The 23,661-nt window shown below is 67.2% G+C and carries 23 protein-coding genes; 11 read left to right on the top strand and 12 right to left on the bottom strand.

The features are described from left to right. Window positions 1–11: 11 nt before the first annotated feature. Window positions 12–713 (bottom strand): potassium-transporting ATPase subunit KdpC, encoded by a 702-nt coding sequence (kdpC, locus tag AC5LXX_RS27215; protein ID WP_493411721.1) that lies wholly within the window; start codon window positions 711–713, stop codon window positions 12–14. 10 nt (window positions 714–723) lie between these two features. Beyond that, window positions 724–2,427 (bottom strand): potassium-transporting ATPase subunit KdpA, encoded by a 1,704-nt coding sequence (gene kdpA / locus AC5LXX_RS27220; RefSeq protein WP_493411722.1) that lies wholly within the window; start codon window positions 2,425–2,427, stop codon window positions 724–726. Here kdpA and AC5LXX_RS27225 point away from each other — a divergent pair. Next, window positions 2,426–2,596, top strand: a complete 171-nt coding sequence (locus AC5LXX_RS27225) for a hypothetical protein (protein WP_493413459.1) — start codon at window positions 2,426–2,428, stop codon at window positions 2,594–2,596. The two genes, kdpA and AC5LXX_RS27225, sit on opposite strands and share 2 nt — an antisense overlap. Here AC5LXX_RS27225 and kdpF read toward each other — a convergent pair. Continuing rightward, the gene (gene kdpF, locus AC5LXX_RS27230; protein WP_493413429.1) at window positions 2,566–2,676 is read right to left on the bottom strand and encodes a K(+)-transporting ATPase subunit F; all 111 of its coding nucleotides are present in this window, start codon (window positions 2,674–2,676) and stop codon (window positions 2,566–2,568) included. The genes AC5LXX_RS27225 and kdpF overlap by 31 nt on opposite strands. Before the next feature lie 306 nt (window positions 2,677–2,982). Here kdpF and AC5LXX_RS27235 point away from each other — a divergent pair, with 306 nt between their 5' ends. The 4 genes from AC5LXX_RS27235 (at window position 2,983) to AC5LXX_RS27250 (ending at window position 6,122) form a co-directional block, all read left to right on the top strand. Beyond that, entirely contained in the window at window positions 2,983–3,297 is a 315-nt protein-coding gene (locus AC5LXX_RS27235; RefSeq protein ID WP_493411723.1) for a hypothetical protein, read from the top strand. Between the two features lie 135 nt (window positions 3,298–3,432). Beyond that, window positions 3,433–4,560 carry a porin gene (locus AC5LXX_RS27240; protein WP_493411724.1) on the top strand — a complete coding sequence of 376 codons (1,128 nt, stop codon included), beginning with the start codon at window positions 3,433–3,435 and terminating at the stop codon, window positions 4,558–4,560. A 182-nt stretch (window positions 4,561–4,742) separates the two neighbouring features. After that, window positions 4,743–5,438, top strand: a complete 696-nt coding sequence (hutC, locus tag AC5LXX_RS27245; protein ID WP_493411725.1) for a histidine utilization transcriptional repressor HutC — start codon at window positions 4,743–4,745, stop codon at window positions 5,436–5,438. 330 nt (window positions 5,439–5,768) lie between these two features. Then, window positions 5,769–6,122: a hypothetical protein gene (locus AC5LXX_RS27250; RefSeq protein WP_124455866.1), complete on the top strand. Its 354-nt coding sequence runs from the start codon at window positions 5,769–5,771 to the stop codon at window positions 6,120–6,122. 35 nt (window positions 6,123–6,157) lie between these two features. On the opposite strand, the gene AC5LXX_RS27255 is transcribed toward AC5LXX_RS27250, so the two are convergent. The 4 genes from AC5LXX_RS27255 to AC5LXX_RS27270 form a co-directional block, all read right to left on the bottom strand. Then, on the bottom strand, window positions 6,158–6,955 hold the full coding sequence (locus AC5LXX_RS27255) for an alpha/beta fold hydrolase (protein WP_493411726.1): 798 nt from the start codon (window positions 6,953–6,955) through the stop codon (window positions 6,158–6,160). Between the two features lie 109 nt (window positions 6,956–7,064). Then, entirely contained in the window at window positions 7,065–7,982 is a 918-nt protein-coding gene (locus tag AC5LXX_RS27260; RefSeq protein ID WP_321790056.1) for a LysR family transcriptional regulator, read from the bottom strand. A gap of 166 nt (window positions 7,983–8,148) precedes the next feature. Next, on the bottom strand, window positions 8,149–8,394 hold the full coding sequence (locus tag AC5LXX_RS27265) for a DUF3717 domain-containing protein (protein WP_074804087.1): 246 nt from the start codon (window positions 8,392–8,394) through the stop codon (window positions 8,149–8,151). A gap of 264 nt (window positions 8,395–8,658) precedes the next feature. Then, entirely contained in the window at window positions 8,659–10,194 is a 1,536-nt protein-coding gene (locus AC5LXX_RS27270; RefSeq protein WP_493411727.1) for an amino acid permease, read from the bottom strand. A 585-nt stretch (window positions 10,195–10,779) separates the two neighbouring features. Between AC5LXX_RS27270 and AC5LXX_RS27275 the strand changes: the two genes are divergently transcribed. The 4 genes from AC5LXX_RS27275 to AC5LXX_RS27290 all read left to right on the top strand — a co-directional run bounded on the left by AC5LXX_RS27275 (window position 10,780) and on the right by AC5LXX_RS27290 (window position 16,498). Then, complete coding sequence (locus tag AC5LXX_RS27275; RefSeq protein WP_493411728.1) at window positions 10,780–12,312, top strand: GGDEF domain-containing protein; 1,533 nt, start codon at window positions 10,780–10,782, stop codon at window positions 12,310–12,312. A gap of 146 nt (window positions 12,313–12,458) precedes the next feature. Continuing rightward, a complete protein-coding gene (locus tag AC5LXX_RS27280; RefSeq protein ID WP_493411729.1) occupies window positions 12,459–13,529 on the top strand; it encodes an FUSC family protein in 1,071 nt (356 codons plus the stop codon). A 331-nt stretch (window positions 13,530–13,860) separates the two neighbouring features. Continuing rightward, window positions 13,861–15,195, top strand: coding sequence for an argininosuccinate synthase (gene argG / locus AC5LXX_RS27285; protein ID WP_021157353.1), 1,335 nt, complete (start codon window positions 13,861–13,863; stop codon window positions 15,193–15,195). Window positions 15,196–15,703: 508 nt separating this feature from the next. Continuing rightward, a complete protein-coding gene (locus AC5LXX_RS27290; protein ID WP_493411730.1) occupies window positions 15,704–16,498 on the top strand; it encodes a polysaccharide lyase family 7 protein in 795 nt (264 codons plus the stop codon). Between the two features lie 81 nt (window positions 16,499–16,579). Here the strand turns inward: AC5LXX_RS27290 and AC5LXX_RS27295 are convergent, their stop codons facing one another. Both AC5LXX_RS27295 and AC5LXX_RS27300 read right to left on the bottom strand, forming a co-directional pair. Then, window positions 16,580–17,890: an MFS transporter gene (locus AC5LXX_RS27295; RefSeq protein ID WP_493411731.1), complete on the bottom strand. Its 1,311-nt coding sequence runs from the start codon at window positions 17,888–17,890 to the stop codon at window positions 16,580–16,582. Window positions 17,891–18,071: 181 nt separating this feature from the next. Beyond that, window positions 18,072–19,154 carry a tartrate dehydrogenase gene (locus tag AC5LXX_RS27300; RefSeq protein WP_493411732.1) on the bottom strand — a complete coding sequence of 361 codons (1,083 nt, stop codon included), beginning with the start codon at window positions 19,152–19,154 and terminating at the stop codon, window positions 18,072–18,074. Between the two features lie 108 nt (window positions 19,155–19,262). Here AC5LXX_RS27300 and AC5LXX_RS27305 point away from each other — a divergent pair, with 108 nt between their 5' ends. Beyond that, on the top strand, window positions 19,263–20,183 hold the full coding sequence (locus tag AC5LXX_RS27305; protein ID WP_493411733.1) for a LysR substrate-binding domain-containing protein: 921 nt from the start codon (window positions 19,263–19,265) through the stop codon (window positions 20,181–20,183). A 232-nt stretch (window positions 20,184–20,415) separates the two neighbouring features. Here the strand turns inward: AC5LXX_RS27305 and AC5LXX_RS27310 are convergent, their stop codons facing one another. The 3 genes from AC5LXX_RS27310 to AC5LXX_RS27320 form a co-directional block, all read right to left on the bottom strand. Further along, a complete protein-coding gene (locus tag AC5LXX_RS27310; protein WP_493411734.1) occupies window positions 20,416–21,420 on the bottom strand; it encodes a LysR family transcriptional regulator in 1,005 nt (334 codons plus the stop codon). Between the two features lie 103 nt (window positions 21,421–21,523). Then, window positions 21,524–21,943, bottom strand: coding sequence for an ATP--cob(I)alamin adenosyltransferase (locus AC5LXX_RS27315; RefSeq protein WP_493411735.1), 420 nt, complete (start codon window positions 21,941–21,943; stop codon window positions 21,524–21,526). A 112-nt stretch (window positions 21,944–22,055) separates the two neighbouring features. Then, window positions 22,056–22,856, bottom strand: a complete 801-nt coding sequence (locus tag AC5LXX_RS27320) for an AraC family transcriptional regulator (RefSeq protein WP_493411736.1) — start codon at window positions 22,854–22,856, stop codon at window positions 22,056–22,058. A gap of 171 nt (window positions 22,857–23,027) precedes the next feature. On the opposite strand from AC5LXX_RS27320, the gene AC5LXX_RS27325 reads away from it, so the two are divergent. Next, window positions 23,028–23,654 carry a LysE family translocator gene (locus AC5LXX_RS27325; RefSeq protein WP_493411737.1) on the top strand — a complete coding sequence of 209 codons (627 nt, stop codon included), beginning with the start codon at window positions 23,028–23,030 and terminating at the stop codon, window positions 23,652–23,654. Window positions 23,655–23,661 lie beyond the last annotated feature (7 nt).

The raw sequence follows: 23,661 nt of genomic DNA on the forward strand, positions 1-23,661 counted from the left end.
CGTGGTTCCTGCTATTGCTTCGCGCCGGCCGCCTGGCCGAACGTGCGGTCGAGCGCGAGGTTCAGGTCGAGCACGCGCACGCGCGGCTCGCCGAGCACGCCGAGCTGGCGCGGCAACGCGATGCGATCGACGAGCGCCGCCACCTGCGCGGCATCGATGCCGCGTGCATGCGCGACGCGCGCCGCCTGCAGCCGCGCGTTCGCGACCGAGATCTCGGGATCGAGCCCCGACGCGGACGCGGTGACGGCGTCCGCCGGCACCGGCGTGCCGTCGGCAAGCGCGTTCTCCTGCCGGTATGCGCGCACGCGCTGCGCGACGTCGGCGAGCAGCTTCTTGCTGGTCGCACCCTGGTTGCTGGCGCCGCTGCCGGCCGCGTTGTACGGCTGGTCGACCGTCTTCGACGGATCGGCCGGATCGGTGCCGACCGTCGCGCTCGGCCGCGCATGGAAGTAGCCGGCGCGCGTGAAATGCTGCCCGATCACCGCGGAGCCGATCGTCGTGCCGTTCTGCCGCACGAGGCTGCCGCGCGCCTGCGCCGGGAACAGCACGTTCGCGACGCCCGTGGTGAGCAGCGGATACGCGAGGCCCGTGACGAGCATGAACAGCACCGACGATGCGATCACGGGCCGCACGAGGCCGCGCGTCGCCGCGCCGAACGAAGAACCGGATGCCGGCGCGGCGGCGGCCGCTGCCTGGCGATTGCCTTGAATCATGATGTTTCCCTCAGAACAGTTGGCCGCCCGACATCAGCAGGTGCTCCACGACCGGGCCGAGCGCGAGCGCGGGCAGGAACGTCAGACCGCCGACCACCAGGATCACGAACACCAGCAGGCCGGCGAACAGGCCCGTCGACGTCGACAGCGTGCCCGCGCTTTCCGGCACGGCCTTCTTCGCGGCGAGGCTGCCCGCGACCGCGAGCATCGGCAGCAGCGTCAGGTAGCGGCCGATCAGCATCGCGAAGCCGATCGTCGTGTTGAAGAACGGCGTGTTCGCGTTCAGCCCCGCGAACGCGGACCCGTTGTTGGCCGTGCCCGACGTGTACGCGTACAGCACCTCGCTGAAGCCGTGCGGGCCGAGGTTCGCGAGGCTCGCCAGCGTCGAGTGCAGCAGTGCGGCCAGCGCGGTGAAGCCGAGAATGCTGAACGGATGCGCGAGCACCGCGAGCATCACGAACTTCATTTCGCGCGCCTCGATCTTCTTGCCGAGAAATTCCGGCGTGCGGCCGATCATCATCCCGACGAGGAACACCGTGAGGATGGCGAACGTGAACAGGTTGATCAGCCCGACGCCGTCGCCGCCGAACACGTTGTTCAGCATCATCTGCGCGATCGGCACGAGCCCGCCCAGCGGCGTCAGCGAATCGTGCATCGCGTCGACCGAACCGGTGGTCGCGGCCGTCGTGACGGTCGCGAACAGGCTCGTCTGCGCGATGCCGAAGCGCATTTCCTTGCCTTCCATGTTGCCGCCCGGCTGCGTCGCGCTCAGCTGCTGGTCGACGCCGATGCCGCTCAGCAGCGGGTTGCCGTGCTGCTCGGCCGAATAGATCACAGCAAGGAAGCCGACGAACATCACGACGAATGCGCCCAGCAGCACCCATCCCTGGCTGCGCCGGCCGATCATCGTGCCGAGCGCATAGGTCAGCGCGGACGGGATCAGCAGCATCGACAGCATGTGCAGCGTGTTGGTGAGCGGCGTCGGGTTCTCGAACGGGTGCGCGGCGTTCATGCTGAAGAAGCCGCCGCCGTTCGTGCCGATGTGCTTGATCGATTCGAGGCTCGCGACGGGCCCCAACACGATCTGCTGGCGTGCGCCTTCGAGCGTGGTCGCCCAGGCGTCGGACGCAAGCGTCTGCGGCATGCCCTGCCACACGTAAACCAGCGCCATGACAAAACTGAGCGGCAGCAGCACACGATAGATCACGCGCGTGAAGTCGACCCAATAGTTGCCGATGTCGGCCGCGCTCTTGCGGCTCAGCCCGCGGATGAAGCCGCCCGCGGCCGCGACGCCGGTCGCCGCACTCGCCACCATCAGGAACGTGATGACGGCCATCTGCGAGAAGTTCGACAGGCTGCTCTCGCCCGCATAGGCCTGCCAGTTCGTGTTCGTGATGAACGACGCGGCCGTGTTGAACGCGAGGTCGGGGCTTTGCGACGCGCGCTGCAGCGCATCGAACGGCAGTGCGTCCTGGATGCGCAGCAGCAGGTAGCCGAGCAGCATCATCCCCGCATTACTGAGCAGCAGCACCATCCCGTAGCGCTGCCACGACATCGCTTCGTCGGGGTTCACGCCGAGCAGCGCATAGGTGCGGCGCTCGACCCACGCGTGGCGCGGGCTCGTGAAGGCGTGCGCGAGCCATTTCCCGACGACGGGCACCAGCGCCAGCATGATCGCGAGAACGATCGCGAATTGAATGAGATTGTTGAACATGTCGACGCTCGCTCAGATCCGGTCGAGGCCGGTGATGAAACCGGCCGTCAATGCAAAGAACGCGAGCGTGAAAAAAATGAAAAGCAGATCGCTCATGACATTCACCGATATTTTCGAATTCCTGTTGAATCGCGTCGATCAATACCGCTCGGTCTTGATCAACGCATGAAACAGATAGATGAAGAGCGCGAGCGATAGCGCGCCGGTGATCCACAACATGGCTTTCCCCTTTTTTCGTATGCACGGCATCGCCGCGCGACTGTCGGCATAGCGGGCCTTGCCGTGTCGGCACAAGCCCGGATGACGCCCCCATGCTCATCTGGCGAATGGGATGCGACAGTGTAGAAATCCGCGTATCAAAGCGGTGTTCAATTTCTTTACGGGGAATAAAAAAGCTGTAAAGACGAAAGCCTGCGCGCACTACGTTTTTATGCGTTCTTTTCAGCGCTCGCGCGAGTCTATACACCGTATCGCCGCCGCGATTCTTAAAATGGGTGCCATGTCCAGGACGAGCTTGCCGCGGTGCGAAGCACGATGCGACCAGGGGAAGAAAGCATGAAACCGACCAGAACCGAATCCGCTGCTTCACACGATCTGCCGCCCGTGCGTTTGCGGCGCAGGCTCGCCGCCGACGAGGTCGTGCTGCTGTCGATCCGCGTCGAATCGGACAACCTCGCGGCCGTGCGCCGCCGGCTGCATCAGGCCGTCGGTACCGCACTCAATTTCTACACGGCCGCGATCGACAACCGTACCGGGCGCGCGTGCATCGAGCTCGAAGTCGCGCGGTCGCAGGCATCGCCCGCGATCCTGTCGATCCTCCGCGTGCTGCCGGCCGCCGAATTCGGCGCGATCCGCCTGTTGCAGCACTAGCCGGCGTTCGCCGCCGCCGCGCGTGACACGCGTCACGAGCTCCCCCTTTCATCGATTCGAACGCGCGGATCCGCACGGAGACGCGCGACGAATCGTCGTTCCCGTCGCAACGGGCCTTTCCAGGAAGCACACGCAATGAAAAAAGCAGTCGTCGGTACCCTCTCCCTCGCCTTCTTCGGCGCCGCCGCGCATGCGCAAAGCAGCGTCACGCTCTACGGGATGCTGGATGCGGGTATCGTCTATACGAACAACCAGTCGGGCAAAAGCGCATGGCAGCAAGGCAGCGGCCTGCTGTCGAACACGGTCTTCGGCCTGAGCGGCAATGAAGATCTCGGCGGCGGCCTGCATGCGCTGTTCCGCCTCGAGAACGGCTTCAACCTGAACAACGGCACGCAGTCCTACAAGAACACGATGTTCGGCCGCCGCGCGTACGTCGGCCTGCAAAGCGACCGCTACGGCGCGCTGACGCTCGGCCGGCAATACGACTCGGTGGTCGACTACCTCGGCCCGCTCGCGATGGCGAACAACGGCGACGGCAACAACCTCGCAGCGCATCCGTTCGACAACGACAACATCGACGATTCGTTCTACATCGACAACGCGGTGAAATACACGAGCCCGACGCTCGCCGGCTGGCAGTTCGGCGGCCTGTACGGGTTCAGCAACGCGGCCGGCGGCTTCGCGAACAACCGCGCGTACAGCGCGGGCGTGTCGTATGCGAACGGGCCGGTCAGCCTCGGTGCCGCGTACCTGCAGCTCAACCGCGGCGGGCTGACGGCCGGCGGGGCGCTGTCGACCAACGACGGCGCGAACTTCCCGGCCGTGCGCCAGCGCGTGATGGGCGCCGGAGGCAGCTATGCGTTCGACCGGCTGACGGTCGGCGCGCTGTGGACGCATTCGATGTTCGACGACACGGCCGCCTCGTCGCTGCCCGGCGCGCTGAATGCGCTGCGCTTCGACAACTACGAGGTCAACGCGCGCTACGCGCTGACGCCGGCCGTCTCGCTCGCGGGCGCCTACACGTTCACCGACGGCCGCTACGACGATGCCGCCGGCAGTCACCGGCCGAAATGGCACCAGGTGACGCTGATGGCCGACTACGCGCTGAGCAAGCGCACCGACGTCTATGCGGAAACCGTGTACCAGCACCAGTTCGGCGTACCGTCGGGCGCGACGCTCGGGTTCGCGAACGTGACGGGGCTCGCGGCTTCGTCGACCAGCACGCAGGTCGTTGCGACGGTCGGCATCCGGCATCGGTTCTGACCGCACGCCGGCCGTCGCAGGCCGGCCGCTCTGTGCAATCCCGCATGGACGCGCGCCGGTCGAACAGGGATCATGCGGGGAATCCGGGCCCGCTCGCCCGCGAAACCGGTACACTCGGCGCCGGGCGCGCGCCGGATCGGCATTCGGCAGCGAGCCGCCGCCGACTCTGGAATCGCGATCCCATGACCACACCGATCTATCAGGAAATCAAGGACTTCATCCTCGCCCGCATTCATGCCGGCGAGTGGGCGGAAGGCGACCAGGTGCCGTCGGAGAACGAACTCGCGCGCGAATTCAACGTCGCACGGATGACCGTCAACCGCGCGCTGCGCGAACTGACGGCCGAACAGGTGCTCACGCGCACGCGCGGCTCCGGCACGTATGTCGCCTCGCCGAAATACGAATCGACGCTCGTCGCGATCCGCAGCATCTCGGACGAAGTCGCCGCGCGCGGCCACGGCTACCGCGCGCAGGTGCTGCAGGTCGGCGCGGCCGCCGCCGACGCGAAGCTCGCCGACGAACTGCAGCTCGATACGGGCAGCCCGATCTTTCATTCGCGCGTGCTGCATTTCGAGAACGACACGCCTGTGCAGCTCGAGGAACGCTGGGTCAATCCGGCCTGCGCACCGGAATATGCGCTGCAGGACTTCACGACGACGACGCCGAACCAGTACCTGACGCGCGTCGCGCCGCTGCAGCGCGTCGAATACCGGATCGAGGCCGCGATGCCCGACGCCGAAACGCGCCGCCACCTGACGATGGACGACCGCGAGCCGTGCCTGCTGCTGCATCGGCGCACGTGGTCGCAGGCGATGGTCGCGTCGGTCGCCAATCTGTGGCACCCGGGCAGCCGCTACCGGTTCACCGGGCATTTCTGATGCCGTGACGCGGGCCATCGCGTTTGCGGAATGGGGCGAGACGAAGCCCTTCGCGTCAGGCGTTCGCCGATTCATCGACTCCGCTACCACGCGCGCCCGAACGGACACCCCGACGCCGGGCAACGCAGAGCAACCGGCAACGGACCACAGCCAACGCGTCGCACGTCTCACACATATTGTTACAACGAACACACACTTCGCATGCCAAATTTCCCGCGCAGCAGTATGCTGGCGTCGTACGGCTGCGCACTGTGCATCGGGTAATCCCTTCGTTCGCACGTGATCGCGCCGCCGTCGCGACCGCAATCACGCGTTGCAAGGAGGGTTGTGATGGCTACCACGCATCAGCACTTCCACCTCGAACTACGGCACGCCACCGCGCCGACCTACTTCATCAGTTACCTGTTCCCCGCCCTGCTGTTCGTCTACGAACTGCTGCGCGTCGGCCAATGGATCCGCGATCACGGGATGCAATTTGCCGCGTTCAAGCAGATGGGTTACGAGTATCTGCTGATGCTGCTGTTCGTCGGGCTGCAGATCGTCGTCGAGGCGATCTTCCTGCTCGGCGCCGCGATGCGCCGCGACAATCGCGACTTCGAGCACCGGCTGCCGAACGTGATCCTCGGCATCGGCTGCTCGATCGCACTGCTTGCGATCGATCTCGCGATCCAGCTGTCGTTCTGACGGCCGGCGGGCCCGGCCCGCCGGTTGTCGGGCGCTCAGGCGCCCGCGTCGCGCAGCAACGTCTTGATTGTGGCCAGCACGTCGTCCGTCCGCTCGCGGTGCGGCATGTGTCCGCATCGTGCGAGCAGCAGGAACGACGACGGCCCCGCGACGCGCGCGGCGATCCGCTTCGGATGCGCGTCGGACCCGTACTCGTCGTCTTCGCCGTGAATCGCGAGCGTCGCGCATTGCACGCGCGGCAAGTCTTCGTCGAGATTCCAGTCGCGGAATGCCGGTGACAGCCACGTGTCGACCCACGCGCGCAGCACCCATTCGGCCTTGTCGCCGTGATAGCGCGCGAGCCGGTCGAGTTGCCCCGGTTCGTCGAACTGCCGCCCCGCCGCGCGAATGCCGTCCAGCGTGCGATCCTCGACGAACGCCTGTGCGGCGACCGTCACGAGCGCGCGGCAGCGCTCGGGATACGCGGCGGCACAGCCCACCGCCATCCCGCCGCCGACGCTGTGTCCGAACGCGACGAACGCATCGACGCCCAGTCGCTCGAGCACCGCAGCGAACGCATGATCGGCCTCGTCGCGCACGAACGTCGTGCCGAGTGTTCCCGGATGACGATCCGAGCGGCCGAAACCGAGGCGATCGTAGGCGATCACGTCGCGCTGCGCGGCCCGCGCGAGTTGCTCGGGAAAGTCACGCCAGAGGTCGACGCAGCCGAGCGAATCGTGCAGCAGCACGATGGGCGCTGCCGCGTCGCGCGCAGGGCTCACACGCCAGCGTTTCGTATGGAGGCGCCCTTGCGGCGTCTCGACGGCGGTCTCCTCGGTCAGGATATCGGTCATGTGTCTGCCTGCGGCGTGAAAGCGGCCGCACACCAGCGGCCGCATCGAATCGGGACATGGTGGCCGGCCGGCGCGCACGGCGTCAAGCAAGCCCCTACGGCCCGCGCGTTCATTCGGGCTGCGGCGGCAGGTACTCCATCTGCGCTTCGTCGTACAGCCGGTAGATCAGCGCCTGCATCGCGCGGATGTCCTCCGATTCGTCGAGCATCCGCATGCTCATGATGATCGGCGACACGAGGTTCGGATCGTCGAGCGGCTTGTAGCTGATGTCGTCGCGCTTCAATCCGTACACGCTCTGCGGCACGACCGACACGCCCTCGCCCATCGCGACGAGGCCGAGCGCGATCTGCAACTCGCGCGTCTCGTAGATCCTGCGCGGCTGCAACGCGCGATCGTGGAAGGCCGCGAGCACCTGGTCCGCATAGCTCGGACGCGGCGCCTTCGGGAAAATGATCAGCGTGTCGTTCACGAGATCGTGCAGCGACAGCACGGGCTTCGCGCTGTCGAGCACGTGGCCGACCGGCAGCGCGACGATCATCCGCTCCTCGCGCAGCACGACGCGCCGCACGCTCGGATCCTCGTGGCGAATGCGCCCGAACCCGACGTCGATGCGCCCTTCCTTCAGCGCCTTGATCTGGTCCATCGTCGACATCTCGTGCAGGCTCAGCTCGACGGCCGGATACTCGCTGCGAAAGCGCCGGATGATCTTCGGCAGCATCCCGTACAGCGTCGAGCCGACGAAACCGACCGACATGCTGCGCTCGATCTTGCCGACGCGCTTCGTCATCGATTCGAGTTCGGTCGTCTGCGCGAGCAGCTGCACCGCGTGCGAATAGAAGAAGCGGCCCGCGTCGGTCAGCTTCAGCGGCCGCGCGTTGCGCTCGAACAGCGGCACGCCGAGCGCCTCCTCGAGCTGCTGGATCTGCCGGCTCAGCGGCGGCTGCGCGATATGCAACCGTTCCGCCGCCCGCGTGAAATTCCGCTCTTCGGCCACCGCGACGAAGTAGCGGAGGTGTCTCAACTCCATTTTGATGTCTCCCGGACAGCGCTCCGGCGCCAACCGCGGCCGGATGATGTCGTCACGATACCGCAGGCGGCGCCGGCCGCCACGCGCGGCCCAAAGCAAAACGGGAAGCCCGCGAGCTTCCCGTTGCTTCATCGACGCCGTGTGACGATGACGTCACGACCGCGCGTCACACCTCGGTCGCGTAGAGCGCATCGCGCTGCTCGGGGCTCAGCGAGTCGAGCGGCACGTCCGGCAACTGGTAGCAGATCATCGTGCCGTACAGCTCGGCGAGGCAGTTGCTGCCGGCGTCCAGCGCGTAGCCATCCTCGCCGTCCGGCGCCGGCGGGTACACTTCGCGCCACGCGTTGATCGCGGCTTCGATTCGCACGATGGAAACGGGTCCGGCCTTCCGCTCGGCGGGTGATGCGCTCATGGATTCCTCTGGATTGCGCGCTCCGCGGGCCGTGCCGGCCCGGACGGAACGATGAAAACGCCGGGCATTCCGCCGGCCGCCGCGCGCCGCGCACGCCGGATGCCGATCCGCGCTGCGCCTGTCGCGCCGGCCGGGCCGTGGCCCGGTAGGGTCGGGCAATATAACCGGCTTTGACCCCGTGCAGGCAAAAGCCGGGCAAAAAAAACGGGAAGCACGCGGCTTCCCGTTTCGTCGTCCGCCGCGCGGCTGCCTGCCGCGCCCGCGTCAGCCCGCGGTTTCGCGGTTCGCCACCGGCTGCCGCTGCGCGCCGCGGCTCGCGGCGATCCACGGCGCGATCTCCATGTCTTCGTAGCGCACGAAGCGGCTCTTCTTCAGGAACCGGAAGCCGAGCCACACAACGAGGAACAGCGGAATGCCGACGTAGGTCGCGGCGACGCCGGCCCAGTCGATCCGGTTCGCGAGGAACGCCTGGTAATCCTGGCCGAGCGCGATCACGAGGCACAGCACGAACGCGAACAGCGGGCCGAACGGGAACCACTTCGACTGGTACGGCAGCTGGTCGAGCGAGTAGCCCTGCTTCACGTAGCCCTTGCGGAAGCGGTAATGGCTGACCGCGATGCCGAGCCACGCGATGAAGCCCGTCATCCCCGACGTGTTCAGCAGCCACAGGTACACGGTCTTGTCGCCGTACAGCGACGTGAAGAAGCACAGCGCGCCGACGGCGGTGGTCGCATACAGTGCGTTGCGCGGCACGCCGCCCGCCGACAGCTTCGCGAACACCTTCGGTGCGCGGCCCTCGGTCGCGAGGGTATAGAGCATCCGCGTCGACGCGTACATGCCCGAGTTGCCGGCCGACAGCACGGCCGTCAGGATCACCGCGTTCATCACGCCGGCCGCGAACGCGAGGCCCGCGTGGCGGAACACCAGCGTGAACGGGCTCACGCCGATGTCCGTCACGTCCGTCTTCAGCAAGTTCGGGTCGGTGTACGGAATCAGCACGCCGATCACGAAGATCGCGAACACGTAGAACAGCAGGATCCGCCAGAACACCTGGCGCACCGCGCGCGGAATCGTCGTGCGCGGATTTTCCGACTCACCGGCCGCGACGCCGATCAGCTCGGTGCCCTGGAACGAGAAGCCCGCGATCATCGCCACGCCCATCAGCGCCGGCAGGCCGCCCGCGAACGGCGCGTCGCCGATCGTCAGGTTGCCCCAGCCGTTGCTCGGCGCGCCCTTCAGAATGCCGAAGATCATCAGCAGGCCGACGCCGATGAAGGCGACCACCGTCACGACCTTGATCAGCGCGAACCAGTATTCGGCTTCGCCAAACCCGCGCACGGTGAGCGCGTTGAGCAGGAACATCACGCCGAGGAAGGCCGCGCTCCACCACACGCCCGGCACGTCCGGAAACCAGTAGTGCATCACGAGCTGCGCGGCGACGAGTTCCACCGCGATCGTCACGGCCCAGTTGTACCAGTAGTTCCAGCCGAGCGCGAAGCCGAAGCCTTCGTCCACGTATTTCGCGCCGTAGGTCGCGAACGAACCCGACACCGGCATGAACGCGGCCATCTCGCCGAGGCTCGTCATCAGGAAGTACACCATCAGGCCGATCAGCATGTACGCGACCATCGCGCCGCCGGGGCCGGCCTGCGAGATCGACGCGCCGGACGCGACGAACAGGCCCGTGCCGATCGAGCCGCCGATGGCGATCATCGTCAGGTGGCGCGCCTTCAGCGCGCGATGAAGCTTGGGTGGGTTCGCGGACGAACCGGATGGGTCGGAATTCGGAATTGCGGACATAAAACCAGACGAACGTTGAGCGAGCCGGCATCCGTAGCCGGCGCATGCGGTATCGGAGCGCGGTGCGCGTCCTGCGATGCATTCGATGCGGCCCCGATACGCATTGCGCGGCGGGCGCCTGCGGCGAAGCGCGGATTCTACCTGATTCGCCAACGGGGCAGCTCGGGTCGGCACGCCCGCCGTCGCGCGGAGAATTCGCAGAATCAAGGAGTTGGCTGCGTCGGCGCAGCCGCCACTGCGTGCCGGGACGAGAACCGTGCGTTATTCGAGGTTATGCGGTTTTTCATTTCGGCCGATGCGCGGGCGAAGCCTGTCTCAATCCGCCAATTACCGCACCGATGCGCAATATCGACCGGTCTTCACGCTATTAATCAGACAAAACGACCGAGACTGATAATCGATTCAAATCAAATCGCCCGCGCGATGCGGTAATGGTGCGTAACCGTTTAGAATCGCCCTTTCCGCATGCATGTTTTGCATGCGCACGCGAAAATCACGAATTCGCGAGATAATGCCGATTAATTCGAAATAATCCGCGCGGAACCGCCAGCCCCCGCGAATATCCGCCCCCCGCCACGCCCGAGGATGAAGTCACTCCCGCTGCCCGTCACGCTGCGCCGCCATACCGCGTCGATCGTGGCACGCATTCTTTCGCCCCGCGGCGTGCTCGTTGCGGGCATCGTGCTGCTGATGTTCAGTTGGGGACTTTCCGCGTCGCTATTAATCGAGGCGCGGCGCGACGCGTATGACCATGCGGTCGAAAATGCGCGCAACCTGATGCTGCTGATCGAACGCGATATCGCGCGCAATATCGCGCTCTACGATTTGTCGCTGCAAAACGTCGTCGACGGCGTCACCGATCCCGAACTGACGACATTGCCGCCGCGCCAGCGCCACCGGTTGCTGTTCGACCGCGCGGCAACCGGCGAGTATCTCGGCTCGATTTTCGTGATGGACCCGCACGGCAATATCGTGGTCGATTCGAGTGCGTCGCCGGCCCGGCAAGGCAATTTCGCCGACCGCGACTATTTCGCCGTGCATCGCGACCGGCTCGCGCAGGGCCTCTACATCAGCCGGCCCTACGCTTCCCGGCTGCGCGGCGGCGCCCTGACGATCGCGCTCAGCCGCCGGATCACGCGGTCCGACGGCAGTTTCGGCGGCATCGTCGTCGGCACGCTCAGCATCGACTACTTCCGTGCGCTGCTCGACGGCCTCGCGGTCGGCCGGCACGGCAGCGCGGCGATCGTCGAGGACAACGGCACGCTCGTGTCGCGGCTGCCGTACGACACGCGCGTGGTCGGCCTCGACCTGCACGACTCGCCGCTGTTCATCGAGTCGCAGCGCAGCCGCAGCGGCGAGCTGACCGGTACCGGCGCGATCGACGGCGTCCGGCGCATCTACGTCTACAAGCATCTCGCCGGGCTGCCGCTGGTCGTCGACGTCGCGCCGGCCGAGATCGACATCTACGCGTCGTGGCACCACCGCACGGTCTGGACCGTCGTGCTGATGTGCCTGTTCACCGGATTCATCGCGTGGGGCTCGCTCGCGCTGTCGCGCGAACTGAAGCGGCGGCAGGTCGCCGAATCGAAGCTGTACCGACTCGCCCGCACCGATGCGCTGACGGGCCTCGACAACCGCGGCACGTTCGACACGGTGCTCGCGAAGGAGGCGCAGCGCGCGGCGCGCAGCGGCCGGCCGCTGTCCGTGCTGTTCGTCGACGTCGATCACTTCAAGGCGTTCAACGACTACTACGGCCACCCGGCCGGCGACGACGTGCTGCGCCGCGTCGCGCAATCCGCGTCGGGCTGCCTGCGCCGCGACGGCGACCACGTCGCGCGCTACGGCGGCGAGGAATTCGTCGTCACGCTGCCCGACACCGACGCGCAAGGCGCCACCACCGTCGCCGAAGGCATCCGGCGCGCGATCGCGGGGCTCGGCATCGAGCACGTGAAGAGCCCGTACGGGCGCGTCACGGCCAGCATCGGCACGGCGACCGCCGCCGACGGCCGGATGAACGCCGCGACGCTGCTGCGGCGCGCCGACGAAGCGCTGTACCGCGCGAAGTCCGGCGGCCGCAACCGCGTGCTGGACGCGCCGCAGGCCACGGCCGACGCGTGACGTCCCGCGTCGCGGCCAGGCGCCGCGTCCGCGCCCGCGCCGTGGACAGCCCGCGCGCGTTCGGTTAGCGTGACGTCTGCTGCGCAAGCGGCGCGGCGCCGGCCCGCGCACGCCGCCGTGCGCGTTCCCGCCACCCCCGCTCCGTCATGACCACCCCGCTCCCTACCCGGCTGCCGCCCCTGCTGCGCAACGCGCTCCGCCCGCTGCTCGACCCGTACCGCCGCTACCGGCACGCGAAGCTGATCCACGCGGCGCGCGTCGCGCTCGCCGTCCTCGTGTCGATCGCACTGTCCACCGGCCTGCACGTCCCGCACGGCGAGTGGTCGACGATCACCGTGCTGATCGTCGTCGGCGGGTTGCAGCACCACGGCAACATCCGCAAGAAGGCGGCCGAGCGCGCGCTCGGCACGTCGATCGGCGCGCTGGCGGGGCTCGGACTGATCCTCCTCTACTCGTTCCTGAACGCGCCGTTCGCGATCTACCTGCTGATGGCCGTCGGGTGCGGCGTCTGCGCGTATTACGCAATCGGCAAGGCCGGCTACATCGCGCTGCTGTCGGCGATCACGATGGTGATCGTCGCCGGGCACGGCGACAACGAGATCGTCGACGGCCTGTGGCGCGCGGTGAACGTGCTGGTCGGCATCGTGATCGCGCTGGCGTTCTCGTTCGCGCTGCCGCTCTACGCGACCTACTCGTGGCGCTACAAGCTCGCCGACGCGCTGCGCGCGTGCGCGGCCGTGCATGCGCGGCTCGCGGGCGACCGCCACGTGAGCGACGACGCGCACCTGAAGGAAATGGCCGCGCTGAGCGCGCTGCTCGTGCAGCTGCGCTCGCTGATGCCGTCGGTGTCGAAGGAATGCGAGACGTCGATGATGCAGCTCGAGGCGATCCAGCGCAGCCTGCGCCTGTGCATCGGCTATCTGGAGATCCTGTCGAGCGCCGTGCCGGCCCGTGACGACGTGGCGGCCCGCGAATACATGCGCGTCGAGATGAAGGCCGCGAACCGGCGCATCCGCGACACGCTGGTCGGCGCGAGCCGCGCGCTCAAGTTTGGCACGCCGAGCCGGCTCGCGCCGCGCCGCCGGCCCGCCGACCCGCCGCACGACGCGCCGCCGCCGCAATTGTCCGGCTATGTGTCGATCATGGCCAAGCTGGCCGGCGAAGTCGATCAGTTGCGCGAGAAGCTGCTGGATACCGCGCAGTCGTGGAATATCTGAGGTTCTGACGGATTCCGGGTTTCCAGCCAAAAACTTTCATATTCCTTTCGAAACGATCGGCCGGCTCCCTGGCGGCGGTGGCCATGCGCTTCGGCCGATCCGGCCCCGCAAAATCCGGCCCGCGACCGCACGCGTCGATGCCCGTTTCGGCCGCGATTTCGTGCCTTTCCGGATCGCGTTCTCCGCCTGGTTAACCGCCTGTCAGGCCCGCCGCGACAGGCCGGACGACCATTCCGCGCGAAAATCAGCCCTTGCCCCAACTTCCCGGACAGCCGATACTCGCATATTCCGCGAAATACGATCCCACCGGCTTCAATCCACGGTTATTCCTATGAGCACGATTCTCGAAAGCCTCCCGACCGGCCAGAAGGTCGGCATCGCCTTCTCCGGCGGCCTGGACACCAGCGCAGCGCTGCACTGGATGAAACTGAAGGGCGCCGTCCCGTACGCATACACGGCGAACCTCGGCCAGCCCGACGAAGACGATTACGACGCGATCCCGAAACGCGCGATCGAATACGGCGCAGCCGGCGCCCGCCTGATCGACTGCCGCGCGCAGCTCGTCGCCGAAGGCATCGCGGCGCTGCAAAGCGGCGCGTTCCACATCACGACGGCCGGCGTCACGTACTTCAACACGACGCCGATCGGCCGCGCCGTGACGGGCACGATGCTCGTCGCCGCGATGAAGGAAGACGGCGTCAACATCTGGGGCGACGGCAGCACGTACAAGGGCAACGACATCGAGCGCTTCTACCGCTACGGCCTGCTCGTGAACCCGGATCTGAAGATCTACAAGCCGTGGCTCGACCAGACGTTCATCGACGAGCTCGGCGGCCGTGCCGAAATGTCGGAGTTCATGAACCAGGCGGGCTTCGCGTACAAGATGTCGGCCGAGAAGGCGTATTCGACCGACTCGAACCTGCTCGGCGCGACGCACGAGGCGAAGGATCTGGAAAGCCTCGAAAGCGGCATCAAGATCGTGAACCCGATCATGGGCGTCGCGTTCTGGCGCGACGACGTGAAGATCGCCGCGGAAGAAGTGACGGTGCGCTTCGAAGCCGGCCAGCCGGTCGCGCTGAACGGCGTCGAGTTCACCGACCCGGTCGAGCTGCTGCTGGAAGCGAACCGCATCGGCGGCCGCCACGGCCTCGGCATGAGCGACCAGATCGAGAACCGGATCATCGAGGCGAAGAGCCGCGGCATCTACGAAGCCCCGGGCCTCGCGCTGCTGTACATCGCGTACGAGCGTCTCGTCACCGGCATCCACAACGAAGACACGATCGAACAGTACCGCGAGAACGGCCGTCGCCTCGGCCGCCTGCTGTACCAGGGCCGCTGGTTCGACCCGCAGGCGATCATGCTGCGTGAAACGGCCCAGCGCTGGGTCGCACGCGCGATCACCGGCGAAGTGAAGATCGAACTGCGCCGCGGCAACGACTACTCGATCCTGAGCACGAAGTCGCCGAACCTCACGTACCAGCCGGAACGCCTGTCGATGGAGAAGGTGGCATCGACGTTCTCGCCGCGCGACCGGATCGGCCAGCTGACGATGCGCAACCTCGACATCACCGATACGCGCGACAAGCTGCGCGTGTACTCGCAAGTCGGGCTGCTGACGCCGGGCGAAGCATCGGCGCTGCCGCAGATCAAGGGCGACGACAAGTAAGTCGCTTCGCTTGACGCCGTGCCGCATCGCTCGATGCGGCACGGTCGGGCAGGTCGTGTGTGGCGCATCATCACGCACACGACCTGCCGCTTCCCCTCTCTCCGCCTCCGCTTTCCCTCCGCATTCGCATCACGCCGCGTCACGCACCAACGGCACTGTACCGTCGCGCCAGTCATGGCAAGTTGCGAACGCGCTGCCGTGCCGCGACCTTGCATCCAGCCGTGCTTTCACGCCGGGAAGGAAAACGTTTACTCTCTCAAGGCTTCTTGCTAGCATCGTCTTCGATCGACTGACCAAGCCACGCGGAAAGCCGATCGAAAGCATCGTGATTTTTCAGTATTGCCTTCTTTTCACTCCCGTTTACCAGCCGTCTTCAGTTCATACCTGCTTTCTGTATTTTGGAGTGCTTTCTACAGGCAACCGATCACCCTCATGGCGATCGAATGCCCAAAAGGAAAACGTTATCCACGACGTGGCGCCCCGCCACGGACCATCAGAGAGAGACACCATGAAGAACCGGATCATCCCGAGCGTCGTCGCCGTACTGTCCGTTGCGTTCCTTTCCGCCTGCGGCGGTGACGACCCGGCCAGCCCGGCCGCGGCCGCACGCCAGCAGGCCACCGCGATGGCGCTCAGTCCGTCTAACCCGCCCGGCTCGAACTTCAACCTCGCGCCGTTCACGCTACAGTTGCCGACCGGCTCGTCCGGCAAGGTCGACACCGTGAGCGGCTCGTCGCTCGCGGGCGGCTATGTGAACCCGACGTATTTCTACACGGACGGCAGCGACGGTTCGATGGTGATGATGGACCCGACGCAGGGCTGGACCACGTCCGGCTCGCTGCATCCGCGCACGGAGCTGCGCGAGAACGCGATCTGGCCGACCTCCGGCACCAACCGGCTGAATGCGACGGTCGCCGTCACGCAGGTGCCCGATCACACGACGATCGGCCAGATCTTCCAGGGCACCGGCCCGAGCAAGCCGCTGTGCGAGCTGCAGTTCACGTCCGGCGGTGTTGTGCAACTGCTGCTCGAAAGCACCAACCAGGGCGGCAAGTCGACAACCACGCCGATCACCACGATCGGCGTCGGCAAGAAGTTCAGCTATGCGTTGAGCCTGAGCGGCACGACGATCACGGTCACCGCGAACGGCACGACCAAGACCTTCACGATGGATTCGAGCTTCGACGGCGAGAGCTTCTACTTCAAGGCGGGTGACTACGACCAGACGGCCGTGTCCGGCACGCCGCTGACGACGCCCGGCACCGTCGTGAAGTTCTATGCGCTGACGCTCACGCACAGCTGAACCTGATCGCAAGTTGCGAGGCGTGACGCCGGGCGGGAACGCAACGCGCACCCGCCCGGCGTTTGGATGCGCACGCCGCGCTCACGAATGATGCCGCACACCCGGCACGACCTGCTCCTGTGCGCTCTTGCGGCTCAGCATCAACGTGACGACCGCCGACACCGCGAGCGTGCCCGCCACCACATACAACCCCGCCGCATACCCGCCCGTCGCGTGCTTCAGCCAGCCGATCGCGAACGGCCCGACGAATCCGCCGAGATTGCCGATCGAGTTGATCATCGCGATGCCCGCCGCCGCGCCGGCCCCCGACAGGAACGCGCTCGGCATCGCCCACAACGGCGCCTTCGCGGCGCTGATCCCGATGTTGACGACGACCAGCGCGAGCACGGTCAGCAGCGCGGTGCTCGCCTGCCCCGCGAACACGAAGCCGATGCATGCGAGCACGCACGGAATCACGACGTGCCACGTGCGCTCGCCGGTGCGATCCGAATGCCGCGCCCACCCGATCATCGCGACGACGGCGGCGATGCTCGGGATGCCGGTCAGCAAGCCCGTCTGCAGCGCGGAGAAGCCGAACTGCTTGACCATCAGCGGCGCCCACAGGCCGAGCGTGTACAGCCCTGCCGACGTGCCGAAGTAGATCAGCGCGAGCGCCAGCACGCGCGGATCGCGCAGCGCTTGCCACGCACCGGCCGTGTGCCCCGCATGCGTGTGGCGCGCGTCGGCCTCGGCCTTCAGCTTCGCAATCAACCAGTCGCGCTCGTCGGTGCGCAGCCACGCGGCCTTCGACGGCGAATCGGTCAGGCACTTCAGCACGACGAAGCCGAGTAAGACGGCCGGCAGCGCTTCGACGATGTACAGCATCTGCCAGTCCGCGAGCCCGAACATCGGCGGCATCTGCATGATCGCGCCCGACAGCGGCGAACCGATCGCGGTCGAGATCGGCGCGGCCGCCATGAACCACGCGGCGGCCACCGCACGCTGCTTCGCGGGGAACCACAGGCTCAGGTACAGGATGATGCCGGGGAAGAATCCGGCTTCGGCCATGCCGAGCAGGAAGCGCAGCACGTAGAAGCTCGTCGGCCCGGTCGCGAATGCGGACACGGCCGACACGATCCCCCACGTGATCATCACGCGCGCGATCCAGATGCGCGCGCCGACGCGGTGAAGAATCAGGTTAGACGGCACTTCGAACAGGAAGTAGCCGATGAAGAACAGGCCGCCGCCGAACCCGAACGCGGTCGGCGACAGGCCGATCGCCTTGTTCATCGTCATCGCGGCGAAGCCGACGTTGACGCGATCGAGAAAGCTGACGAAGTAAAGCAGCATCACGAACGGAATGATGCGCCACATCAGTTTCCGTGTGACGCGGGTTTCCAGATCCGCTTGCATGTGTCTCCTCCTTCGAGGTCGAGCCGTACTCTGTCCGTGAATGCTCGGCAGCACCGCGATGAAGCGGGCGGCGAGCAACGGGAGCCCGGCTCGCGTCGGATGCGCGAGTCTCGGGCAGAAAAATCCGGGGCGATGAACGGGCGGGGAGCCGCTTGCCGCTTGCTTGCCGCCCGCCCCGTCGTCAGGCCGCGACCGCCGCGTGCGCGACGCGCTCGCAAACAGCCGCCGTCACCTGCGCGGTCGTCGCATTGCCGCCGAGGTCGCGCGTATGCAGCGACGGGTCGGCCGTCACGGCCTCGATCGCCTGCATCACGCGCACGGCCGCATCCGTTTCGCCGAGATGCTCGAGCAGCATCACCACCGACCAGAACGTGCCGACCGGATTCGCGAGCCCCTTGCCCATGATGTCGAACGCGGAGCCGTGGATCGGCTCGAACATCGACGGATAGCGGCGCTCGGGATCGATGTTGCCGGTCGGCGCGATGCCGAGGCTGCCGGCAAGCGCGGCGGCGAGATCGCTGAGGATGTCCGCATGCAGGTTGGTCGCGACGATCGTGTCGAGCGACGCCGGGCGATTGACCATGCGCGCGGTCGCCGCATCGACGAGCTCCTTGTCCCACGTCACGTCGGGGAATTCCTGCGCGATCTGCTTCGCGATCTCGTCCCACATCACCATCGCGTGCCGCTGCGCGTTGCTCTTCGTGATCACCGTCAGCAGCTTGCGCGGACGCGACTGCGCGAGGCGGAACGCGAAGCGCATGATGCGTTCGACGCCGGCGCGCGTGAGGATCGACACGTCGGTCGCGGCCTCGATCGGATGGCCCTGGTGCACGCGGCCGCCGACACCCGCGTATTCGCCTTCGGAGTTCTCGCGGACGATCACCCAGTTCAGGTCATCCGGCCCGCAGCGCTTCAGCGGCGCATCGATGCCCGGCAGGATGCGCGTCGGGCGCACGTTCGCGTACTGGTCGAAGCCCTGGCAGATCTTCAGGCGCAGCCCCCACAGCGTCACGTGGTCGGGCACGCCGGGGTCGCCCGCCGAGCCGAACAGGATCGCGTCCTTGCCGCGCAGTGCATCGAGGCCGTCGGTTGGCATCATCGCGCCGTGCTGGCGGTAGTAATCGGCCCCCCAGTCGAAATCCTCGAACTCGAAGGCAAAGCGGTCGCTGCCGCGGGCCAGCGCTGCCAGCACCTGCTTGGCCGCAGGCACCACTTCCTTGCCGATGCCGTCGCCGGGAATCGTTGCGATACGGTAGGTCTTCATGCGGCCATCCTCGATTGATCGTGAGCGTGACCGCACTTTACCGAACCGGAAGTGCAGAAACCGGGGCTATACTCAAAGCATCTTTAACTAAAATTCATGAATCCCGTCATGGCGGATACCGTCCAGCCGGCCGATCTCGGCTTCTTCTCGACGCTGGCCGCATCGGGCAGCCTGAGCGCGGCCGCACGCGAACTCGGGCTGACCGCGGCGGCCGTCAGCAAGCGGCTCACCCAGATGGAGCGGCGCGCGGGCGTGACGCTCGTCAACCGCACGACGCGGCGGATGATGCTGACGCCCGAAGGCGACGTGTATCTCGACTACGCGCGCCGGATCCTCGACCAGATGGATGAACTCGGCGAACTGCTCGGCAGCGCGAAGCAGCGGCCGAAAGGGCTGCTGCGCGTGAACGCGACGCTCGGGTTCGGGCGCAGCCACGTCGGCCCCGCGATCTCGCGCTTCGTCGCGCGCTATCCGGAGGTGTCGGTGCAGTTGCAGCTGTCGGTGATGCCGCCGCCGCTCACCGACGACGCTTTCGACGTGTGCATCCGCTTCGGCGAGCCGCCCGACACGCGCGTCGTCGCGCGGCGGCTCGCGCCGAACCGCCGGCTGCTGTGCGCGGCGCCCGCGTATCTCGCGCGGCACGGCACACCCGGCACGCCGCACGACCTCACGCGGCACAACTGCATCGGCATCCGGCAAGGCGACGAGGGTTACGGCATCTGGCGCCTGACGAGCGGACGCGGCGCGGCGCGCCACACGGAAGCCGTGCGGATCAACGGCAACCTGACGACGAACGACGGCGAGATCGCCGTGAAGTGGGCGCTCGACGGGCACGGAATCCTGATGCGCGCGGAGTGGGACCTGCGCGACTATCTCGCCGACGGGCGCCTCGTCGTCGTGCTGCCCGATCACGAAACGCCGAGCGCCGATATCTACGCGGTGTACGCGCAGCGTCACCAGATGTCCACGCGGATTCGCGCGTTCGTCGATTTTCTGGCGGAGGAATTGGGGCGCCTCAGGGCGGTGTAGCGCGCCCGTTCCATACGCCGTGTGTGTCGGCTGTCGATGCGCGATGCACGCGCACACCCCGACTCGCCCTATACGGCTTCACTGCAGGCCGTTCGGTCTCCGATGAAAACATTCCGGCGAATTTCGTGCTAAATCGCCAAAATATTTACACCGTTCGATACAGATCGGATGGATGGCCGGCGCGTTCCGCCTCGCGAACGCTGCTCGCGATCTTTCCGTCGGTCTGCTGCCGTCACGCCACCGCCACCAGCCCGCTGTAGCGATCGCCGGTAGCGGCTGCACCCGGCAGCGCCGGCCGCCACCCCACCGCCCCCGCCGCCGCCAACCCGGTCTGCTCGTATCCGGCCTGCACGAAACGCTCGGCGATCCAGTCGACGAACGCGCGCACCCCGGGCGACACGTGCGGGCGCTTCACGTAGACGGCCGACACGGCCAGCGCATCGGGTTGCCAGCCCGCCAACACTTCCCGCAGCCGTCCCGCATCGATCAGCGGCTGCGCGGCGATACGCGTGGGCTGGATCAACCCGAGTCCATGCACGCCGCAGGCCAGATACGCCTGCTCGTCGTCCACGCTGACGATGCTGTCGAGCCGGACCTTGCGCACGACGTCGTCCGCGACGAAATCGAGTTCAGCCGTGCGCTGGCCGGACACCAGCGCGCCGCCAACCGCGCGGTGGGCCTCGAGCGCGTCGAGTGTGCGCGGCACGCCGAAGCGATCGAGATACGCGGGGCTCGCGCACGTCACGCGCTCGAGCGTGCCGAGCCGGCGCGCGACGAGCGACGAATCGGGCAGCGCGCCCAGCCGGATGGCGCAGTCGATCGCATCGGCGTCGCGATCGCCCGCGCGCCCGGCCACGCCCAGCATCAGCACGAGATCGGGATGCCGCGCATGAAACGCGTCGAGCGCCGGCAGCACGATCGCGCCTGCCACCGACGCCGGCACCTCGACGCGCAACGGCCCGCTCGGGTGCCGCGCGGCGCCGCGAATGCTGGCTTCGAGCTCGTCGACGTCCGCCGTGATGCTCACGCAGCGCCGGTAATACGCGTCGCCTTCGGACGTCGCCCGCAGCGCGCGCGTCGTACGCACCAGCAGCGGCGTGCCAAGCGCCGCTTCGAGTTCCTGCACGGTCCGCGTCGCGGTCGCGCGCGAGATGCCGAGCGCCAGTGCCGCGCGTGTAAAGCTCTTCATTTCGACGATGCGCGTGAAGATGCGCATCGCGCGGATCGGATTGTCCACCGGTCACCCCTGCGTGGTTGCGACATGCCGCGGCGCGCGCGTGCGTGCGCCATGCATGTGTGTCGATGTCGATGAAAGCCGCGCGGCTCGCGCGGCGGCCGGTTCAGGCGTTCGCCGCCGCCATGCTGCGCGCGGGTTCGGCGAGCAGCCGCTGCGCGAGCGCCAGCGCGTCGTCGCGGGTCGCGGCCGCGTTCAACGGATAGCCCCAGACCTTCTCGAACGCACCCGAAAATGCATCGAGCGCCGCACGCCGTGCCGCATCGGGCTCGATCGCGATCATCGCGGGGATCCATTCGCGCGACTGCGCGCGGTGGGCCTTGCTCCACTTCGCGAGCTGCTTGCGCATCTCGTGGTCGGTGTCGCCGCGATCGCCGCCGGACGGCGCATCGTCGGTCAGAAGAACGAAGCGTTCGCCGCGCGCCAGCAACGCGTCGAGTTCGGCGACCAGTCGGGCGGGCTCGAGGTGCGTCGAACCACCGTAACGCAGCCAGACAAACGGGAATTCCGTCGTGTTGATGTGCATGTCGACCTCCAGATGAGAACGATTCTCATTTTATGGATCGAGGTCGAACGCGTCATTTCTCATCCCGGCCAACTGCTTTTCCAATCCGGCCAAACGCGCGTGGCCGCGTCGGTCAGCGTTGCCGGTCGGTCAGGAACTGCGTCGGCGACTTGCCGGTCGCCTTGCGGAACATCGTCACGAAGCTGCTCGCGCTCTCGTAGCCGAGGTCGATCGCGATCTGGTGCACGCGGCGGCCGGTCGTCAGCATCCGCAGCGACAGCGCGACGTGCAGCCGCCGGCGCCAGTCGCCGAGGCTCATTCCAAGCTCCTTCGTCGCGAGCCGTGTGAGGCTGCGCTCGCTGATGCCCGCGCGCCGCGCGAGTTCGGGCAGCGGCGACCTGTCGGCCGGATCGTCGAGCAGATGGTCGATCAGCTTGCGCAGCCGGCGATCGGCCGGCATCGGCAAGTACAGGTCCTCGACCGGCGCCGCGACGAGTTCGTCGAGCAGCGTCGCCATCAGCCGCCCTTGCGGCCCGTCGACGTCGTACAGGCTCGGGAAGCTCGCGGCCTTCAGCAGCAGTTCGCGCAGCAGCGGCGACACGGACAGCGTGCAGCAGTGCGCGGGCAGGTCGAGCACGGCGTCGGGCTCGACCAGCACCGCGTAGAAGGTCGCGCCGGCCGAGCCGCGCGCCGCATGCGGGACGTCGCCGGGAATCCACACCGTGCATTGCGGTGGCGCACTCCACACGCCGCCGTCGATCTCGCAATAGACGACACCGCTCAGCGTATAGAGCAGTTGCGCCTGACGATGGCTGTGCCGCTCCAGCCGCCATTCGGGCTCGACGACCGAGCCGCCGAATACGACGAGCGGACGCGGCACGTGATAGATCTCGGCGTCCGCGGCGGGATCGGTGGTCGGTGGAAGCTCGCGCATGGAAGGTCAGGCATTGGAAGAGACAAGGACGCCGTGCCCGCGCATCCTTTCGTGCTTATACCAGAAAGGCACAGGCACGGTCGGGCAGCCCGGGCGCCGCGTCAGCAGCCGCACGCCGAACCGAATACAATGCCCCGATCCCCGCCGCCGCGCCAACCTGCCGGAGCCGCCATGTTCGACCTGACCACGCTGACCACCTTCACGGCCGTCGTCCTGGGCCTGTTCCTGATCCCCGGCCCCGCCGTGCTGCTCGTGCTGAGCCGCACCGTGCAGGGCGGACGCAGGACCGGCATCCTGACCGGCCTCGGCGTCGCGAGCGGCGACTTCGTGCACACGCTGTTCGCGGCCGTCGGGCTGTCCGCGCTGCTGATGACGTCGGCGCTCGCGTTCAACGTCGTGAAGCTGGTCGGCGCCGCGTACCTGATCTATCTCGGCGTGCGCGCGCTGCTGGAGAAGGCATCCGATCCGTCGCTGCCGCAAGTGTCGCCCGTCACGCCGCTCAAGGCGTACCTGCAGGCGATTCCCGCCGAAGTGCTGAATCCGAAGACCGCGCTGTTCTTCCTCGCGTTCATGCCGCAGTTCGTCCACCCGGAGCGCGGCTCGACGTTCGTGCAGTTCGCGGTGCTCGGGCTGATCTTCGTCGTGCTCAGCTCGATCTATACGACGCTGATCGCGTGCTCGATCCGCCCGCTCGGCCGCATCGTGAAGCGGCTCACGTGGCTCACGCGCTGGCAGGGCAAGATCATCGGTTCGATCTTCATCGCGCTCGGGCTGCGTGTGGCCGTGCAGCAGCGCTGATCCGCGT

The sequence above is a fragment of the Burkholderia torrens genome (genome assembly GCF_984668525.1).

Bases quoted from the DNA above. Each gene is read 5' to 3' on its own strand.
- AC5LXX_RS27325 (WP_493411737.1), top strand. From the start codon at position 23,028: ATGTTCGACCTGACCACGCTGACCACCTTCACGGCCGTCGTCCTGGGC.
- AC5LXX_RS27260 (WP_321790056.1), bottom strand. From the start codon at position 7,982: ATGGAGTTGAGACACCTCCGCTACTTCGTCGCGGTGGCCGAAGAGCGG.
- AC5LXX_RS27300 (WP_493411732.1), bottom strand. From the start codon at position 19,154: ATGAAGACCTACCGTATCGCAACGATTCCCGGCGACGGCATCGGCAAG.
- AC5LXX_RS27275 (WP_493411728.1), top strand. From the start codon at position 10,780: ATGAAGTCACTCCCGCTGCCCGTCACGCTGCGCCGCCATACCGCGTCG.
- AC5LXX_RS27240 (WP_493411724.1), top strand. From the start codon at position 3,433: ATGAAAAAAGCAGTCGTCGGTACCCTCTCCCTCGCCTTCTTCGGCGCC.
- kdpC (WP_493411721.1), bottom strand. From the start codon at position 713: ATGATTCAAGGCAATCGCCAGGCAGCGGCCGCCGCCGCGCCGGCATCC.
- AC5LXX_RS27320 (WP_493411736.1), bottom strand. From the start codon at position 22,856: ATGCGCGAGCTTCCACCGACCACCGATCCCGCCGCGGACGCCGAGATC.
- AC5LXX_RS27280 (WP_493411729.1), top strand. From the start codon at position 12,459: ATGACCACCCCGCTCCCTACCCGGCTGCCGCCCCTGCTGCGCAACGCG.
- AC5LXX_RS27295 (WP_493411731.1), bottom strand. From the start codon at position 17,890: ATGCAAGCGGATCTGGAAACCCGCGTCACACGGAAACTGATGTGGCGC.
- AC5LXX_RS27290 (WP_493411730.1), top strand. From the start codon at position 15,704: ATGAAGAACCGGATCATCCCGAGCGTCGTCGCCGTACTGTCCGTTGCG.
- kdpF (WP_493413429.1), bottom strand. From the start codon at position 2,676: ATGCCGTGCATACGAAAAAAGGGGAAAGCCATGTTGTGGATCACCGGC.
- kdpA (WP_493411722.1), bottom strand. From the start codon at position 2,427: ATGTTCAACAATCTCATTCAATTCGCGATCGTTCTCGCGATCATGCTG.
- hutC (WP_493411725.1), top strand. From the start codon at position 4,743: ATGACCACACCGATCTATCAGGAAATCAAGGACTTCATCCTCGCCCGC.
- AC5LXX_RS27265 (WP_074804087.1), bottom strand. From the start codon at position 8,394: ATGAGCGCATCACCCGCCGAGCGGAAGGCCGGACCCGTTTCCATCGTG.
- argG (WP_021157353.1), top strand. From the start codon at position 13,861: ATGAGCACGATTCTCGAAAGCCTCCCGACCGGCCAGAAGGTCGGCATC.
- AC5LXX_RS27255 (WP_493411726.1), bottom strand. From the start codon at position 6,955: ATGACCGATATCCTGACCGAGGAGACCGCCGTCGAGACGCCGCAAGGG.
- AC5LXX_RS27305 (WP_493411733.1), top strand. From the start codon at position 19,263: ATGGCGGATACCGTCCAGCCGGCCGATCTCGGCTTCTTCTCGACGCTG.
- AC5LXX_RS27250 (WP_124455866.1), top strand. From the start codon at position 5,769: ATGGCTACCACGCATCAGCACTTCCACCTCGAACTACGGCACGCCACC.
- AC5LXX_RS27225 (WP_493413459.1), top strand. From the start codon at position 2,426: ATGTCGACGCTCGCTCAGATCCGGTCGAGGCCGGTGATGAAACCGGCC.
- AC5LXX_RS27270 (WP_493411727.1), bottom strand. From the start codon at position 10,194: ATGTCCGCAATTCCGAATTCCGACCCATCCGGTTCGTCCGCGAACCCA.
- AC5LXX_RS27315 (WP_493411735.1), bottom strand. From the start codon at position 21,943: ATGCACATCAACACGACGGAATTCCCGTTTGTCTGGCTGCGTTACGGT.
- AC5LXX_RS27235 (WP_493411723.1), top strand. From the start codon at position 2,983: ATGAAACCGACCAGAACCGAATCCGCTGCTTCACACGATCTGCCGCCC.